This window comes from Sphingobacterium athyrii, from assembly GCF_003071065.1.
GTDB lineage: Bacteria > Bacteroidota > Bacteroidia > Sphingobacteriales > Sphingobacteriaceae > Sphingobacterium > Sphingobacterium athyrii.
In genome coordinates, this window is the sequence record NZ_QCXX01000009.1 from 56,193 (window position 1) to 71,531 (window position 15,339).

Below are 15,339 nucleotides of genomic sequence, written 5' to 3' on the forward strand. Positions count from 1 at the left end.
TTGGGATGATCCTTGCCGGAGCAATGGCCAATAACCGATGTATTTAATGCGTCTGTCCATAGGAAGTGTTGCCGTATGTTTTCTCTACGTAAGCTTTAAAATTGTCGAGAATGGCTTGCCAACCATGGCGTTGCATCTCGATGGGATTTTCAGATTCGGCATCAAAAATAACCTCGATATCCGTAGCAGATTTTTTCGTAGTAAAATTGATTGTTACCTGACGACCATCGGGCATCACATAGGCGATTTTTTTAAAGGGCTCAAGTGCAGTATAGGTTCCTGTAAAATCGAAGCCGATCGAACCGTCCTTTGCTTCCATACGATTTTTAAATTTTCCTCCCACGCGTAAATCGTTAATTGCGTCCGTGCAATGCCAGTCTTCAGATGCTCGGTTCCATTCCATAATGTCCTCCGCAGAGGTGTAGGCATTCCAGATGGTTTCCACTCGCGCAGCAATATGTGTCTGTATTTTTATCTGCTCCATATTACGTTAATAATTTTTTTTATAGTAATTACAGTTTCCTTACTAATAACAGGAAAATCTATCTTTTGTTATGTCCTCCACGAGGTAATACTGAATATTCCCCGAAAAAACGTATAGATGCTATTGATCCGTTGCTTCGTATGACGGGACAAACAATTTTATGCAGAGGAGGGAGGGATCTGAGAGGTTTTTGCTAACTTTATGGATGTGAATCCTTAAACCCATTTAATATGTCTTCAAAATTTCTTGTTGTATTCTTTTTATTCATTTCATCGAATCGAATTTTTGCCCAAAAATACCGTACCATAGAAAATATTAGCTATTGTAAAATTACTGATACCGACGGGTATAAAAAAGAACGTTGCAAGCTCGATCTCTATGTGCCGACCGATCGAAAGAACTTTTCCACGATTGTGTGGTTTCATGGCGGTGGACTGGAAGAAGGGAATAAATTTATTCCTTTGGAACTTAAGGAGAAAGGGGTGGCGGTGGTTGCGGTCAATTATAGGCTGAGCCCCAAAGTGAAAGCCCCGGATTACATTGACGATGCAGCTGAAGCTGTAGCCTGGGCCTTTTCACATATTGCATCTTATGGGGGTGATCCGGCGAAGATTTTTGTTTCGGGGCACTCAGCGGGGGGATATCTGGCGCTAATGGTGGGACTTGATAGTAGTTACCTGCAAAAACGGGGTGTCAGCGCAAATAAAATAAAGGGACTGATACCGATCAGTGGTCAGACGAATACACATTATACGATCAAAAAGGAACGTGGACAGTCAATGGCAATCCCGCAGATGGATCAATATGCGCCGATATCCTTTGCACGCAAGGACGCACCCGCTACTGTATTGATTACCGGTGACCCACAATTGGAACTTCCGGCTAGATATGAAGAAAATGCGCATCTCGCAGCAATACTAAAACAGGTGGGGCATACCAAAACGTCTTTGTATCAATTGCAGGGCTTTGACCACGGTGGCGTATATGCGCCGGGCTGCCTGCTGATGCTTAAATGGATCAAAGAACAGGAGAAATAAATAGGTGGTCATTTCGGAGACCGGAAATGAAATCTTACAAATAAAATAAAAAATAGTACAACAGCGATTTGGAAAAATTTACGACCTTTATTCCGTAATAAAGATATAACCTGACATTTGTAATCGGGTAGCTGTAAAAAAAGATAAATTTTAATCCGTTATGTGGGTAAAAGTCAACATCCTGTTGGTCATCTGTATATTGGGGCTGTTTTTAGCTCCGAGCCCGGTGTTTGCCTGCCATCTGAGTCCTGAAAAAACCAAGCAGGAGGACAAAAAGTCCTGTTGCTCGGAAAAAGAACCATATGTAAATGCGGCCGATAAGGGTGAAGGTATAAAAGATACTGACAAAGGTCAAGATTCACATCACGCGCGGAATAACGGCGACATAAAAGATATCGAAGGAAAAGATTGCTGTAAGGATAAAAGCGAGGGGTCACCAACAACACAAGATCACGGTGATGACTGCACTAAAAATTGCGGTGAAATGTCCTGCCGAACCTCCACGCAGTATAATCCCATTATTCCTTTTTATGAAACGGATCTGATTTTACTTTTCGATACGGATCATTTAAAACTATACACCCTGTATAAGCAATCTTTTTGTTCGGATGCTTATTTTTCGATCTGGCAACCGCCCAAAATAGCCTAATAATTGACAATAGCCCATGCTATGTCCTTTTGAATCGTTGTCTACATTCAAAGTCTCTTTTAGTTATTCAATGAAAATTTCCATTGGCTGACATCATCCGATGCCAGTCAACAACTAATTGCTTTGAACGGCAGTTTTCATTGGTATTCATTTAATCAAATTTTATTTATCGTGAAATATCCCCATTTGAAAAGTACAAACACAGATCAAATATGCAGGGATTGAAAATGATGTTTAAAAACAATTCAAGCGTAACAAGCTCAAAAATATAATTTAGCTATGAAATCAATTTCACTAATTGGTATGGTAAGCCTGGTATTACTGACCAATATTACAATACATGCACAGATCAAAAATGCGAAAACAGCAACCGTAAAGGTATTTGGAAACACGCCGGCGGCGAAAGCGGCCATTGAGGGGGGAGGTAAGTCTAGAAAGACCGCCCGAGTGGAGTGGGACCGGGAAACAAATATGGCGACCATTACCTATGATGCGTCAAAAACAAATGCAGATGAGATCCTAAAACGTATTGCCCTGGCGGGATTTGATAATGAGAAATTTCTTGCTCCGGATGATGTTTATGCACAGTTGCCTAAAGCAGATCAATACGTCAGAACCTTGAAGCCAAAGGTGGAAAGCCAGCCTATGAAAGTCATTCCAGAGGACGGACAATGGAGCACGCCGGCAGCTGATCATTCAGCCCATCAAGCAGCGGCGGAAACGGATGCGGGCAAAGAAACACAGTTGACAAATCTGCTCAATCAATATTTTGCTTTAAAAGATGCACTGGTCAAAACAGATGCATCAGCGGCAGCAAATAAAGCTGCCTTATTGCAGGAGGCGATCAAAGCCGTGGATATGAACAAGCTTTCTCCCACCGAACATGCCGTATGGATGAAAGTGATGAACAACCTGGCTACTGACGCAGCTGCCATTACTAAGGGCAAAGATGTGACCAAACAACGGGTAGCATTTGCCTCGCTTTCCACGAAGCTCTATGAACTGGCCAAAGTCAGTTCTTTCGGGAATCCTATCTACTATCAACATTGTCCGATGTTTAATGACGGCAAAGGTGCAAACTGGTTGAGTAAGGAAAAAGCGGTTAAAAATCCATTCTACGGATCGCAGATGATCACTTGTGGAAGTACAATTGAAACGCTTAACTAGTAACCGGCCAAATGAAATATTTAGTTGCTATTATAGCGGTGTTTGTCCTCATATTGACGGCATGCACCAATCCACAAAGTAAATCGAAAGCGGCACTTCTGGAGTCCGAAAAGAATACAACAATACAGGTGGCAACTGCTACAAAGCAGTACAAAAAGGGGGATCTTGTGCCTACCGAAGAGGTGTGCATGGTCAACGATGCTTTTATGGCCAAGAAACAACTGCTAGTCAAACATGAGGGCAAGGTATATTATGGCTGCTGTGAAATGTGTAAGGAACGAATTCCTAAAGATGCCGCTGTTCGTGTTGCTATTGATCCCCTGTCCAAGAAAGAGGTAGATAAGGCCAGCGCAGCAATTGCGATAACAGGTGATCAAGGTGAGGTCTCTTACTTTGAGAACGAAGAGAATTATCGGACGTATGTTGAAAATTTAAATCAATAATACTGCTTTTAAAATTTTTGGCGTTCATGGCTGTTATGACTGGATCAGCTTCGGGTTTTTAGGCATAAATACAGTTGTCCGTTTTGTGACGCTGCGGCGGAGTACCCTAAACTGGACAAACTATTTAATAATGATTTTGTTGATAAGTTTGTCCATGACACTATTTATTACCGGACACCATGGCGTGCAACTGGTCTATCAGTATGGTGTGGGACCTAAAAGCAATGGCGTTTTAATCAAGTAATCGTATGAAAGTAAGTAAAAAGAGAAATATTGTATTAACAGTTGTTTTATTCGTAGCGACACAGGCCGCGGTATTTGCCCAAAAGGTGGTACGGCATAACCTTTATGTACGGGATACCATTGTCAATTATGCTGGCAAAGCAAAACGTGCCATTGCCGTAAATGGGCAGATTCCTATGCCCACGTTGACATTTACCGAGGGGGATACCGCTGAAATCGTTGTTCACAATGAGTTAAAAGAGGGTACCTCACTGCACTGGCACGGTATTTTTCTGCCAAATAAAGAGGACGGCGTACCGCATCTGACCCAAGAGCCGATCAAGCCTAATTCGACCTATACTTATCGTTTCCCGATCATCCAGCATGGAACACACTGGTATCATTCCCACTCGGGTTTGCAGGAACAGATTGGTATGTACGGCAGCCTTATTCTGAACAAACGGGCCGATGACAAGACTTTTCGCAAAGGGATAGATGACTTACCTACTATTCCGGTCATCATAAGCGAATGGACAAATTATAATCCGGATAATATTCAACGGATGCTGCATACGGGAAATGATTGGGCAGCTATTAAAAAAGGCGCGACCCAATCTTACGCGGAGGCGATCAAAGAAGGGAAATTTGCAACGAAAATCACCAATGAGTGGAAGCGTCAGCTCGCTATGGATGTCAGCGATGTGTACTACGACAAGATTCTGTTGAATGGTGCCCATTCCACGGATCTAAAGGAAGTGGATGGCAAGGCATTGAAGGCGGGAGATAAGGTGCGTTTACGGATTTCCAATGGGGGTGCTTCATCCTATTTTTGGCTGCGCTATGCCGGTGGAAAAATTACCGTGGTCGCTAATGACGGGAATGATGTGGTACCTGTGGAGGTGGATAGGCTAATGATCGCCGTATCGGAGACCTATGATGTCGTGGTGACGATTCCGAATGCGGGAACAGCCTACGAATTTATGGCGACGACGGAAGATCGGACGCAATCTGCCAGTTATTTTGTCGGTAGCGGCATCAAACAGCTGATCTCGCCGCTTCCCCGCCTCAAATATTTTGAAGGGATGAAGATGATGAATGACATGATGAAGATGGACGGTAATCTCAATGATATGGGTATGAATATGAGTCTGAATCAGATGGATATGAATGTGGTCATGTATTCGGAAATTACCGGAGATGGAAAGAAAAAAGACGATCATGGCAAGCATAGTGGTATGGATCATGGTAAGATGAAGGCGGATGAGGATCCAAACCGTTACAACGCGAATGCACTGGGGGATATCGTCACGCTCAATTATGCGATGCTGGAATCTCCCAGTAATACCGAATTGCCGAAGAGCGCTCCCGTGCGGGACCTCAAGTTTACCCTTACGGGAAATATGAGCCGCTATGTGTGGAGCATGGATAATAAGATTCTTTCGGAAACTGATAAGATCCCGGTTAAAAAAGGGGAGGTGTTACGGATCACTATCTACAACAACTCGATGATGCGCCACCCGATCCACTTGCATGGCTTTGACTTTAGGCTGCTAAATGGCAAGGGCGCAAAGGCGCCGCTGAAAAATGTGGTCGATATCATGCCAATGGAAACGGATACCATTGAGTTTTTGGCAAATGAAGAAGGAGACTGGTTTTTCCATTGCCATATCTTATATCATATGATGGCCGGAATGAACCGGGTTTTTGCCGTGGATGACTATAAAAATCCCTATTTACCCGATAAGGCCAAGGCCTATAAGGAACTGCAACATGAAAGCAATATGACGCATTTCATGGCACAGAATGATTTTGCGACAAATGGAAATGATGGTCAGGCGATGTTCCAGAATGCACGCTGGCAACTGGGATCGGAATGGCGATTGGGTTACAACGATATGCATGGTTATGAGGTGGAAACGCACCTAGGACGGTTTTTTGGAAAAATGCAATGGTTTATGCCTTTTGTAGGTTTTGATTACCGCTACCGCCGAATGGGCGAAGACGAACATGAAAAAAACATCTTCGGTCAGGCCAATAAAAAAGATAGCCGCAAGGCGGTGAGTCTGGGTTTTATGTATACACTGCCGATGCTGGTGAATTTTCAGGCCGAAGTATATCATGACGGTATTGTCCGATTACAAATGATGCGTGAGGATATCCCGATTTCCCGTAGAATACGTGGTGATTTTATGGTCAACTCGGACCTTGAATATATGGCAGGGCTCAATTATGTCATTACAAAAAATATGGCTTTCAGAACGCATTATGACAGCGATATGGGATTTGGTGTAGGACTATCGTTGAATTATTAACGAACAGATTTTATTTTTCTCGGTTACTAGTTAATAAGGGAGCAAGCTGGGATTATCTCCTTCAATAAGATAGGTCTAGAGGTGAAATTATTCGGACTTTATACGCTTTTATCCAAATGAAGGTGTGTATGAAGTCCGGACAAAGTCCCTATTAATATACTTGTTGATATGAATTTGTAGACCTCTTGTTTCTCTGGAAGCTCAACGTTTTTAAGCAGATGTTCTCCATGGCGGACAGCACAAAAGAAAGCGCCAGAAATTAACGATTTCTGGCGCTTTTTATATTGCTCAGGGGCTTTTGACCGACGCTGTTTTGATTGTGTTAGATCATCCACTTAAAGATGCTCGCCCCCCAGGAGAATCCGGCTCCGAAAGCCGTAAGCATCACTAAATCGCCGGTGTTCAGTTTCTTGATATTTTGCCAGATACACAACGGGATCGTCGCGGCAATGGTATTGCCTAAGTATTCGATATTGCTGAGTGCTCTGTCTTCAGGGATATTAAGACTACGGCCGACGGCATCGATGATACGTTGGTTGGCTTGATGTGGAATTAACCAGTTAATATCCTCAATTTGTAAGTTATTACGCTGTAAAACGGTATTACAAGCATCACTCATGGACTGAACAGCATGTTTGAAAACTGTTTTGCCGTCTTGTTTGAGAAAACGGTTGTCGTTTACAGGAAGATTACTGTCAATCGGGTAGAGTGAACCCCCGGCCTCGATTTTCAAAAACTCACGTCCAGCGCCATTGCTACGCAGGTAGGCATCCATGACGCCCCCTTCAAGTGAAGGTTCGAGCCATATAACGCCAGCGCCATCGCCGAAAAGAATATTGGTGGATCGATCTTTTAGATCAACATAGGTACTGATGTTATCGGCGCCAACAACAAGTATATTCTTGTAACGTTGTGTCTCCACGAGTGACGATGCCATATCCAGTGCATAGAGAAAACCTGAACAAGCAGCATTGACATCAAATGCCCATACGTTGGTCAATCCCAATTTTTCGAGAATAATATTTGCCGTAGCTGGCATAGGCATATCTGGTGTTGAAGTTGCGACGATAAGCGCATCGACATCCCGAAGGTCTTTATTGTATTGCTTTGCTAAATCCTGAATGGCTTTGACCGCCATGTCCGATGTGGCCAGATTTTCATCCAATATCCTTCGCTCCTTAATTCCCGTACGTTTGATAATCCATTCATCGGAGGTCTCGCAAAACTGCTCTAAATCGGTATTGGATCTTCTGTTTGGTGGAATATATCCTCCAACCCCAGTTATTGCTGCATACGGCCTGCTCGGTATTCTTTCAGTCATAAAATAATGTACTCTTTTCTCTCTTTTTATACAGCCAGATCTAACAAATTAGACAGGGTGTAATTTTGCGCCGTAAAACTACGGTTAATTTGTACAACTAAAAGCGGAAAAGATAGGTTTTTGACAAAATAATTACGTTTTGTGGCAAAATTAACCGTTTTTAACCTTTGGTCTATACTATTCTTTTAATTGGTCTTGATGAAGCGAAATTATATGTTGTTTGTTTCGTGTTTGTCGAAATATTAATCTTTTTGTTCTTTTCAGAATAAGGAAACGGTCTAGCTGTTTTTGATGCATTGAGAGCATTTTATGTCGAAATTCGGGCGAGCTGGAGAAGATCAGCTAAGATCCGGATTCCATCTTCGATCTGTTCTTCGGAAAGTGAACCATACCCTAGGCGCAAGCCTCCGTAACAATTGTCTTTATGGTAATTATCGGGATGGGGGATATGAACTGATTTTTCTTTCAGCTTTTTGAACAATAATGTCCAGTTTATTTGGTGTCTGAATTCAAGCCAGACAGCTAATCCACCTTGAGGAGCCTGATAACTGATATGCTCCAATAAATGCAGGTCCAGTTGTTTGACCATAAAGTCGCGCTTGTTCTTGTAATAGTTGGTGGCTTTGCGGATGTGTCTTCTGACGGTACCGTCTTGGATAAGTTCCAGAACTGCCTGCTCCATGATATTATCCCCCTGTATATCGACCATATAACGCAGTTGCGCAATAGCCTGCAAGAGCTGTTCATCTTTGCTGACCAGATAACCTATACGAAGTGCCGGGGCGACCACTTTGCTCAATGTCCCGATGTAGATCGAGTTTTGTAGTTCGGTATCAGCAGCAAGCGGGTAACAAGGTGTATGGTCGAAGTGAAATTCGTAGTCATAATCATCCTCGATAAGCGTAAATCCATACCGATTGGACAGTTGAATCAGTTCGGATCTACGTGCCTGACTTAATGTAGCCGTAGTTGGGTACTGCCGATGTGGTGTAAGGTATGCAGCCTTAATATTTTTGTTTTCTTTGAGATGGGGGATCATTTCATCAACAAGAATACCATCCTGGTCGACAGGGATTTCTATGAGCTGTGCGCCAGTATGCTCAAAAATCTTCCAGGCTGAATGATAACCCGGAGATTCAACGAAGATAAAATCGTCCTTTTTCAATAAGCATTGAGCAACAAGGTACATGGCCATTTGGCTGCCACGGCTGATGCATAGGTTGTCCAGCGTAATATTCATATTACGCTCCTGATTGAGCATATCCGCGATCGCCTGCCTGAAATCAATATGTCCTCTCGGATCAGCATACCCCATCATTTTCCATCGGGCACTCCGTTTGAAAATCTGCCGATAGGCACGTCCAAGCTGGTCTATGGGTGCGATTTTACTGTCCGGATTACCATCATCAAAAATAATACGCAGCGGTACTGAGGTTTGGGGTTCAATGATGCTGTGCGCTGTGTATTCAGTTGTGGCAATTAATTGTGGGAGCTGCTGGGCAACGAAAATTCCACGGCGCTGCTCACTCACTACCCAGCCTTCACTCAGAAGCTGCTGGAACGCTTCAACAACGGTGTTGCGGTTTAGTTTTAATTGTGCCGCAAGTGCCCTGCTGCTGGGCAGCGCTGTTCCGCGGGTTAATCTGCCCGACTGTATATCCGCAGCAATACTATCCGCTAGTTGTAAGTAAATCGCCTTTGTGGAGGATCGGTCAATCTCCATTGTCAAATTCCAGGGTCTGAGCATGATCAATTATATCGGGTAATTCACCCAAAGATACAATTGTTCTGCAAGATTGAAACCTTTTACAGTGATCTGGGCGCATTTGTCGTTGATGCATTCGACTTGTGATGAGTAGCTTGCATTTCCTGTCCGGAACTGGACTATTGACTTTAAATTGATCCTGGATCACCTTTAAGGGGAGATTTAATCTGATTTTTGGGGTAAACCAAACTTGATCATTTGATGAAACCATTTTCGGTATTTGAAAAATTGGCCATACAGATTGACCGTGCTGCTGGCTGCTTTGTGTACGACCAGTCAGGACAGGCGTACTTGGACATGTATGGTGGACATGCTGTTATTGCTGTGGGGCATACCCATCCGCATATTGTAGAAAGCACCTTGCGACAGCTCAATAAGATCGGTTTCTACTCGAATACGATATACAATGATCTGCAAAATAAACTGGCAGATCAATTGGGACTGATCAGTGGGTATGTAGACTATGGGGTGTTTTTCTCTAATTCCGGTGCAGAGGCCAATGAAAATGCTTTGAAGCTATCTTCTTTTGTTACAGGACGAAAAAAGGTCTTATCCCTATCCAATGCTTTTCACGGACGCACTTCGGGAGCTGTATCAGCTACCGATATAATTAACATCCGAGCTGCGGTAAACGATAATCGTCATTATTTTTTTTCACCTTTCAATGACCCGTCCAGTTTGAGAAAACAGCTGGAAACAGAGGAATACTGCGCCCTGATTATAGAACCGATTCAGGGAGTCGGCGGAATCCATGTTGCTTCGGCAGCGTTTTTACAAGAAATCAGGCAGATCTGTACAGCAACGGGAACGATGCTTATTCTCGATGAGATCCAGTCGGGATATGGGCGTACAGGGAAATTTTTCGCACATCAGCATGCCGGAATAAAAGGGGATCTGATTACTGTGGCGAAAGGAATTGCCAATGGTCTCCCGATGGCCGCGACACTAATCTCTCCTGACATCACACCTGTAATGGGGCAACTGGGAACAACCTTTGGGGGCAATCATCTGGCCTGCGCGGCAGCAATTGCTGTATTGGAAGTCATCCGGGATGAAAAGCTGATGGACAATGCGGCAAAGATTGGTACATTTTTAATGGAAGAATTACAGGGCATGACGGGCATTGCCGAGGTGCGGGGAAGGGGATTAATGATCGGTGTGGAGTTTGACACAGATATACGGCAGCTGCGCCATGAACTGCTGTTTGGCGAGAAAATCTTCACGGGATATGCCGGTGCTTATACTTTACGGCTTTTACCGCCGCTGTGTTTTACAAAGGAACATGCGCAGATTTTTCTTAGGAGCTTGAAAACATTGCTTCTGAAAAATGATCACTATTCCCAAAATCGTTCGTATCAGATGCAGTAATTAAACTTATCACAAGCAGTAATGAATTGGAGAATTGTGCTTCGCCGTTCTCTGCGCAATTTTATTGATAAATCAGGGGGGCAGCATAGCTTGCCTCGATGAGGGGATAGCGTTGTACTTGGATAAATGCCGTTAAAAAAGTAACTTCACGACAGGATACTTTAATACAAAACGATACTTTAAATTAGAATATACAAGGAAACAAATGTCTACAATTGCACAAGGTTTGCCAACAGCTGGATTAATTAGTATAGCGGATCATAAAATATTACTTGCTTATAGCAACAATAAAAAAGCCTGGTATCTCCCCGGTGGAAAAATTGATGCGGGGGAAGATTCCCTGCAATCCCTTCGTCGGGAGATTTCAGAGGAATTGAACATCGACCTTGATCCCCAAAAGATTTCATACTACTGTCACATCACGGCTCCTGCGTATGGTATGGTACCCGAAGTGATCATGGAACAGGACTGTTTTCTATATCCGCTCACCGAAACGATACAACCTAGCAATGAAATAGGAGAAGTGAAGTACTTCTCCCATGAAGATTATTTACGTGAACCTATTCAGGTCATCGGTGTATTGCATGTCTTTGACAAATTGAAAGCAGATGGCCTAATCTAGGCTAAATGCCTCGGGCAATCCTATTAGATACCATAGCCTTCATTGGCACAATTGATTGTTTTGGTATTCTGTATCGGACTAATTTTTCCGGTCTTGGTATTCAGTCGCCAGGCTTTGACAATCTGATCAAAGTATTCTTTGTTTTCCTCCACAACGCTAATGGCAACAATTTCACTGTCCACTTTGTTGCCTAATCTACAATTACAGAGACTAAGTTGTTCGTTGGATTTCAGTTTAGGGATATTGATCGTGTCCAATATTTTATACTTTACCTGCCCCTTTCCATTCTCCTTGTCGTCAAGCAATTCGTTTAAAATACAGATGCCGTTTTTATCGTTGGTATAATATCCAGCAGCAAAGCGATAGTCTCCACTGGCACTTTTGCCCGCATCTATTACTGCTCCTGAGGCATGGCCATAACTGCCCAATCCGGGGATTTCATTTATTTCCCGAAATATTTTTCCATACAATGGGTTTTTTTGATCTTGAATGGCGCTAAAACTTGACCAGCTACAGATGGCCAATACCGCAAATAATACGCTTGTTAGATATCGCATAGTTTCAATGGATTTAAATGCAGTAATAAAGATAATAAATCCCACTATATTCTTAAATAATGGGATCTATATTTTACTATCTATTTTTCCGTCGTGGTATTTTCTTTTTGGGATTCTTTATAGATTTTGCTGTCCTCATCGTCCATGTCCATATCGAGATCTTCCTCTTTGTATTTTCCCATTTTAAGCTGAAAATTATCCGCCGTACCAGTGATGCGCATTGGTATTCCGAAGATTCCGAATGGGGGCAGCCCCAGTCTGAACCCGAGATTCATCCGTCCATCTAGTGTCACCTGACCTTCAAACCGTGGTCTGAATCCCATCATCTTCATTTTGGTGCGTTCGATGGTCATGACATTGTTTTTGATATGGGATCTGATCACGACTTTTTTAACTTCGCCGTCTTTCAATTTTTCTTTTGAGGTAGATTCGCTGATGCCATTCAGTAACTTGAAACCTCTGAATTTGATCTGGTTTAGCGTCAAGGTACCTTCACCGACAATGGAAGGCATTACCGGTTGCATATTTCCGTTTAATAAACCACCTAACTTATAATCCAAGGAGACAAGGCCATGTGCATTTTTTGCCGCGGTAACCATCTCTCTGAACATTGGAATTTCTTTATAAGCACGTTGGATATCAAAACTATCGGCTTTTACGGCATAGTCGAATGCTGCCCGGCGGGGATTTAATGGGTTATAGTTTCCTTGCATAGCCGCTTTTAATCCTGCCAGTTCAAAAGTGGTCCTGTTGAGTGCCAACTTACCTTCTTTGAAATGTAGATCGCCCTTAAAATCTTTGATGTTCATGTTGTTGTAAAAAACATTGTTGACTAGGCCGAGTACCTGGACGTCCAGATTTTTGGGCAAAAGAACCACACCTGTCTCCGCAGAAGAGGATGTTGCCGATGGATTGTCCGCGAAAACCATGAAGTCATCGACAGTGATCTTTTTGCTGTTGAGTGTGAACTGCCCCTGTAAGGATGCATTGCTATTCGTCAGGTAGTTAATGATATTATTCATGTAACCTTTTATGGAAATAGCATTTTTACCGTAATTGACCAGGAATCTATCAAAGTTCATTTTCTCCTGATGAAAACTAAAGTCACCGCTCTTGATCGCTATGGGCTGAGGGAGTAGATCTGTCTGTACCTGGATCTGGCCGATATTGATGCGTCCACTATTGTGGAGTCTGGCATAGCGACCACTGCTTGCATCGCTCTGGAGTCCCTTGAGACTGAAATCTGTGTGGATAAATCCATCGACATTGGTTCCGTCCAGGGCAAAAAACTTATAGATGGGACCAAGGTTGAGTTTTCCTTTGGATTTAATATCATACTTGATATTATTGAAATTGCGTAAATCAGCATTTAGGAAAAATGGTTCACCCGCAAATGTGAATGATACAGGTAGTATCTTGACATTCAGATCACGTAAAGATCCTTTCTCACTATTGACAAAGGCTTCCACATGTATGTTTTCCATGGGAATAGGATACTCCTTGGATTTGATAAACCCATCTTTCATCACAATGGAGGTATTGGTCTCCGGAAAAATATTCCGTTTCAGATCAACGTAACCTTTTGCATTGAGGTTGACATCAATCAGACCCGCCAGTTCGATATCCTTGATCGGATAGAAGCTTTTGATGTCCGCCAGATTGAACAAGGCTTTGAGATCAGACTGCACTGCAATTTTATTGAAATCCGTTATTGAAATATAGCCTTTGATATAATTACTGAGTGCCTGAATCGAAATATCATGTATGGAGATAGAAGCACTTTTCATTTTTCCATCCGGATCTTTCGCTTCTAAGCGATACGCGATTTTTTCAAGTCCTTTAGGGAGATCGGCCAATTTGAAATGTCCATCTGTGAGGGTATTTTTAATGTCAAATGTCGGTATGGAAGCAATGTACTCCTGTTCGCGCTTTTGAAGACCGACTTTGCGTATGGCTTTGGCATAGGTTCCATGGATCTTTGCGTCGAGATTCCAGCGACCTCCGAAGGAGAATCCCGGGAATTGCAAAGAGGAATGGAGGATGCCCAGATCCAGGTCACTTTGCATATCTGCGTGCACTGTAACTGGATGTAGTCCGGCGATCTGACCTTTTGCATTGAAATAACCGGAAGCGACTTTAAAATCAAATTGATGAAGATCTACCTTGAGGGAATCGAGATTCAATGCGGGGAGATCTATCCTTAATTTTGCATTCCAGTCTGTTAGTGGATTCCCGGACTGTTTATACGCAAGATAACCGTTGTTGATGGTCAGGCCCAGAGAAAGATCGGGCATTTCGTTCTTGTCCACAATATAATCCCCTATCAAGTTGACAAATACCTCAGAAGTACCCTTGACTGATAGATCTTTTATCCAAGAAACATAACTATTGGGAACAAGTGACAGCAATTCGCTCAGTGTGCTCTCCTGAGATTTTAACTTGAAATCCAGGTGATAACCGTGTGAGATAAAGGACAATAATCCCCGAAATCTTACTGGTAGCTGGTTAATCTTGATATCATTTCGTTCAAATACAAAGGATAGATTGTCGGTGTTGATACGGGTTAATAAGGTGGCGTCAATGGATTTTTTATCGACATAGAGTTCATTGTTGAAGGAAAAGGAAAAAGCGGCGATCTTGGCTTTTGTATTCAGGTCAAAGATATTCGACATCAGATCACCTTTGCCTTCGTAGTCCAGATCTTTGGCTTCAATCCATAATGGAATAGATTGATCTTCGTAATGTAGATTAGTCTTTTCAAATTTGATCAGCTGAAAGGCAAGTGCGCTGCTTTCGGAATCGTCTTTTGTTTTGGAGGAATCCGTAGGTGCGGATTTATAAATGTTGTAATTCGCATTGCCCAGCGTATCTACTAAAATATTGATTCTTCCGTTGTTAACGATAAACTTGTCAATGATAATTTTAGACTTAAGTAAGCTCATGAGGTCAACCCCAAAACTTACTTGTTTGGCGGCAAGCAAGGTGTCTTTTTTAAATGGTTCGGCACCTTTTAACAACACGTCATCCATGGATGCTGTCAACAGCGGAAATTGGTCAAAGAAAGTCAATCTGACTTTTGTATAGTTGAGTTCCCCATTGATATGTGCATTCGCCAAAGATTTGACTTTGTCGTTTACTTCCTTTTCGAAGATATAGGGAATAGATAATATACAAAGAATGAATAGTGTTATTAAACTTGCTAGACCGATAGAGATTCGTTTGGCAAGTTTTAGAAATGTTGCTTTTGACACAGTGTTGTTTTTTTGTGGCTACAAAAGTCCGAAATTTATTGTTAAAGTTCGCTTATTGATAGATTTATTTTTGGCTTTTTACGTAAAATATGTCGTGATTCAATGACAAACGGATTGGCAAAAGTCCTTTCTTATCAGCTG

General features: G+C 42.5%; 12 protein-coding genes. 7 read left to right on the forward strand and 5 right to left on the reverse strand.

All coding sequences use genetic code 11. The features are described from left to right. Positions 1 to 43 precede the first annotated feature (43 nt). The gene (locus DCO56_RS25100) at positions 44 to 484 is read right to left on the reverse strand and encodes an SRPBCC domain-containing protein (protein ID WP_108636446.1); all 441 of its coding nucleotides are present in this window, start codon (positions 482 to 484) and stop codon (positions 44 to 46) included. 230 nt (positions 485 to 714) lie between these two features. Here DCO56_RS25100 and DCO56_RS25105 point away from each other — a divergent pair, with 230 nt between their 5' ends. The 5 genes from DCO56_RS25105 to DCO56_RS25125 all read left to right on the forward strand — a co-directional run bounded on the left by DCO56_RS25105 (position 715) and on the right by DCO56_RS25125 (position 6,314). After that, the gene (locus DCO56_RS25105) at positions 715 to 1,521 is read left to right on the forward strand and encodes an alpha/beta hydrolase (protein ID WP_108636447.1); all 807 of its coding nucleotides are present in this window, start codon (positions 715 to 717) and stop codon (positions 1,519 to 1,521) included. A 160-nt stretch (positions 1,522 to 1,681) separates the two neighbouring features. Next, the gene (locus DCO56_RS25110) at positions 1,682 to 2,170 is read left to right on the forward strand and encodes a hypothetical protein (protein ID WP_108636448.1); all 489 of its coding nucleotides are present in this window, start codon (positions 1,682 to 1,684) and stop codon (positions 2,168 to 2,170) included. Positions 2,171 to 2,449: 279 nt separating this feature from the next. After that, positions 2,450 to 3,337: a DUF3347 domain-containing protein gene (locus DCO56_RS25115; RefSeq protein ID WP_108636449.1), complete on the forward strand. Its 888-nt coding sequence runs from the start codon at positions 2,450 to 2,452 to the stop codon at positions 3,335 to 3,337. An 11-nt stretch (positions 3,338 to 3,348) separates the two neighbouring features. Further along, positions 3,349 to 3,780: a TRASH domain-containing protein gene (locus tag DCO56_RS25120; RefSeq protein ID WP_108636450.1), complete on the forward strand. Its 432-nt coding sequence runs from the start codon at positions 3,349 to 3,351 to the stop codon at positions 3,778 to 3,780. A gap of 248 nt (positions 3,781 to 4,028) precedes the next feature. Next, complete coding sequence (locus DCO56_RS25125; protein ID WP_108636451.1) at positions 4,029 to 6,314, forward strand: multicopper oxidase family protein; 2,286 nt, start codon at positions 4,029 to 4,031, stop codon at positions 6,312 to 6,314. 322 nt (positions 6,315 to 6,636) lie between these two features. Here DCO56_RS25125 and DCO56_RS25130 read toward each other — a convergent pair whose 3' ends face one another. Both DCO56_RS25130 and pdxR read right to left on the reverse strand, forming a co-directional pair. Then, positions 6,637 to 7,635: a beta-ketoacyl-ACP synthase III gene (locus DCO56_RS25130; RefSeq protein ID WP_108636452.1), complete on the reverse strand. Its 999-nt coding sequence runs from the start codon at positions 7,633 to 7,635 to the stop codon at positions 6,637 to 6,639. 307 nt (positions 7,636 to 7,942) lie between these two features. Then, on the reverse strand, positions 7,943 to 9,382 hold the full coding sequence (pdxR, locus tag DCO56_RS25135) for a MocR-like pyridoxine biosynthesis transcription factor PdxR (protein WP_108636453.1): 1,440 nt from the start codon (positions 9,380 to 9,382) through the stop codon (positions 7,943 to 7,945). Between the two features lie 219 nt (positions 9,383 to 9,601). On the opposite strand from pdxR, the gene DCO56_RS25140 reads away from it, so the two are divergent. Beyond that, positions 9,602 to 10,768 carry an aspartate aminotransferase family protein gene (locus DCO56_RS25140; protein WP_108636454.1) on the forward strand — a complete coding sequence of 389 codons (1,167 nt, stop codon included), beginning with the start codon at positions 9,602 to 9,604 and terminating at the stop codon, positions 10,766 to 10,768. Between the two features lie 205 nt (positions 10,769 to 10,973). Continuing rightward, positions 10,974 to 11,390 carry an NUDIX hydrolase gene (locus tag DCO56_RS25145; protein ID WP_108636455.1) on the forward strand — a complete coding sequence of 139 codons (417 nt, stop codon included), beginning with the start codon at positions 10,974 to 10,976 and terminating at the stop codon, positions 11,388 to 11,390. Positions 11,391 to 11,413: 23 nt separating this feature from the next. Here the strand turns inward: DCO56_RS25145 and DCO56_RS25150 are convergent, their stop codons facing one another. Next, entirely contained in the window at positions 11,414 to 11,947 is a 534-nt protein-coding gene (locus DCO56_RS25150) for a hypothetical protein (protein ID WP_108636456.1), read from the reverse strand. Positions 11,948 to 12,027: 80 nt separating this feature from the next. Next, positions 12,028 to 15,198: an AsmA-like C-terminal region-containing protein gene (locus DCO56_RS25155; RefSeq protein ID WP_108636457.1), complete on the reverse strand. Its 3,171-nt coding sequence runs from the start codon at positions 15,196 to 15,198 to the stop codon at positions 12,028 to 12,030. Between the last annotated feature and the right edge of the window lie 141 nt (positions 15,199 to 15,339).

Bases quoted from the DNA above. Each gene is read 5' to 3' on its own strand.
- DCO56_RS25100 (WP_108636446.1), bottom strand. From the start codon at position 484: ATGGAGCAGATAAAAATACAGACACATATTGCTGCGCGAGTGGAAACC.
- DCO56_RS25105 (WP_108636447.1), top strand. From the start codon at position 715: ATGTCTTCAAAATTTCTTGTTGTATTCTTTTTATTCATTTCATCGAAT.
- DCO56_RS25110 (WP_108636448.1), top strand. From the start codon at position 1,682: ATGTGGGTAAAAGTCAACATCCTGTTGGTCATCTGTATATTGGGGCTG.
- DCO56_RS25115 (WP_108636449.1), top strand. From the start codon at position 2,450: ATGAAATCAATTTCACTAATTGGTATGGTAAGCCTGGTATTACTGACC.
- DCO56_RS25120 (WP_108636450.1), top strand. From the start codon at position 3,349: ATGAAATATTTAGTTGCTATTATAGCGGTGTTTGTCCTCATATTGACG.
- DCO56_RS25125 (WP_108636451.1), top strand. From the start codon at position 4,029: ATGAAAGTAAGTAAAAAGAGAAATATTGTATTAACAGTTGTTTTATTC.
- DCO56_RS25130 (WP_108636452.1), bottom strand. From the start codon at position 7,635: ATGACTGAAAGAATACCGAGCAGGCCGTATGCAGCAATAACTGGGGTT.
- pdxR (WP_108636453.1), bottom strand. From the start codon at position 9,382: ATGCTCAGACCCTGGAATTTGACAATGGAGATTGACCGATCCTCCACA.
- DCO56_RS25140 (WP_108636454.1), top strand. From the start codon at position 9,602: ATGAAACCATTTTCGGTATTTGAAAAATTGGCCATACAGATTGACCGT.
- DCO56_RS25145 (WP_108636455.1), top strand. From the start codon at position 10,974: ATGTCTACAATTGCACAAGGTTTGCCAACAGCTGGATTAATTAGTATA.
- DCO56_RS25150 (WP_108636456.1), bottom strand. From the start codon at position 11,947: ATGCGATATCTAACAAGCGTATTATTTGCGGTATTGGCCATCTGTAGC.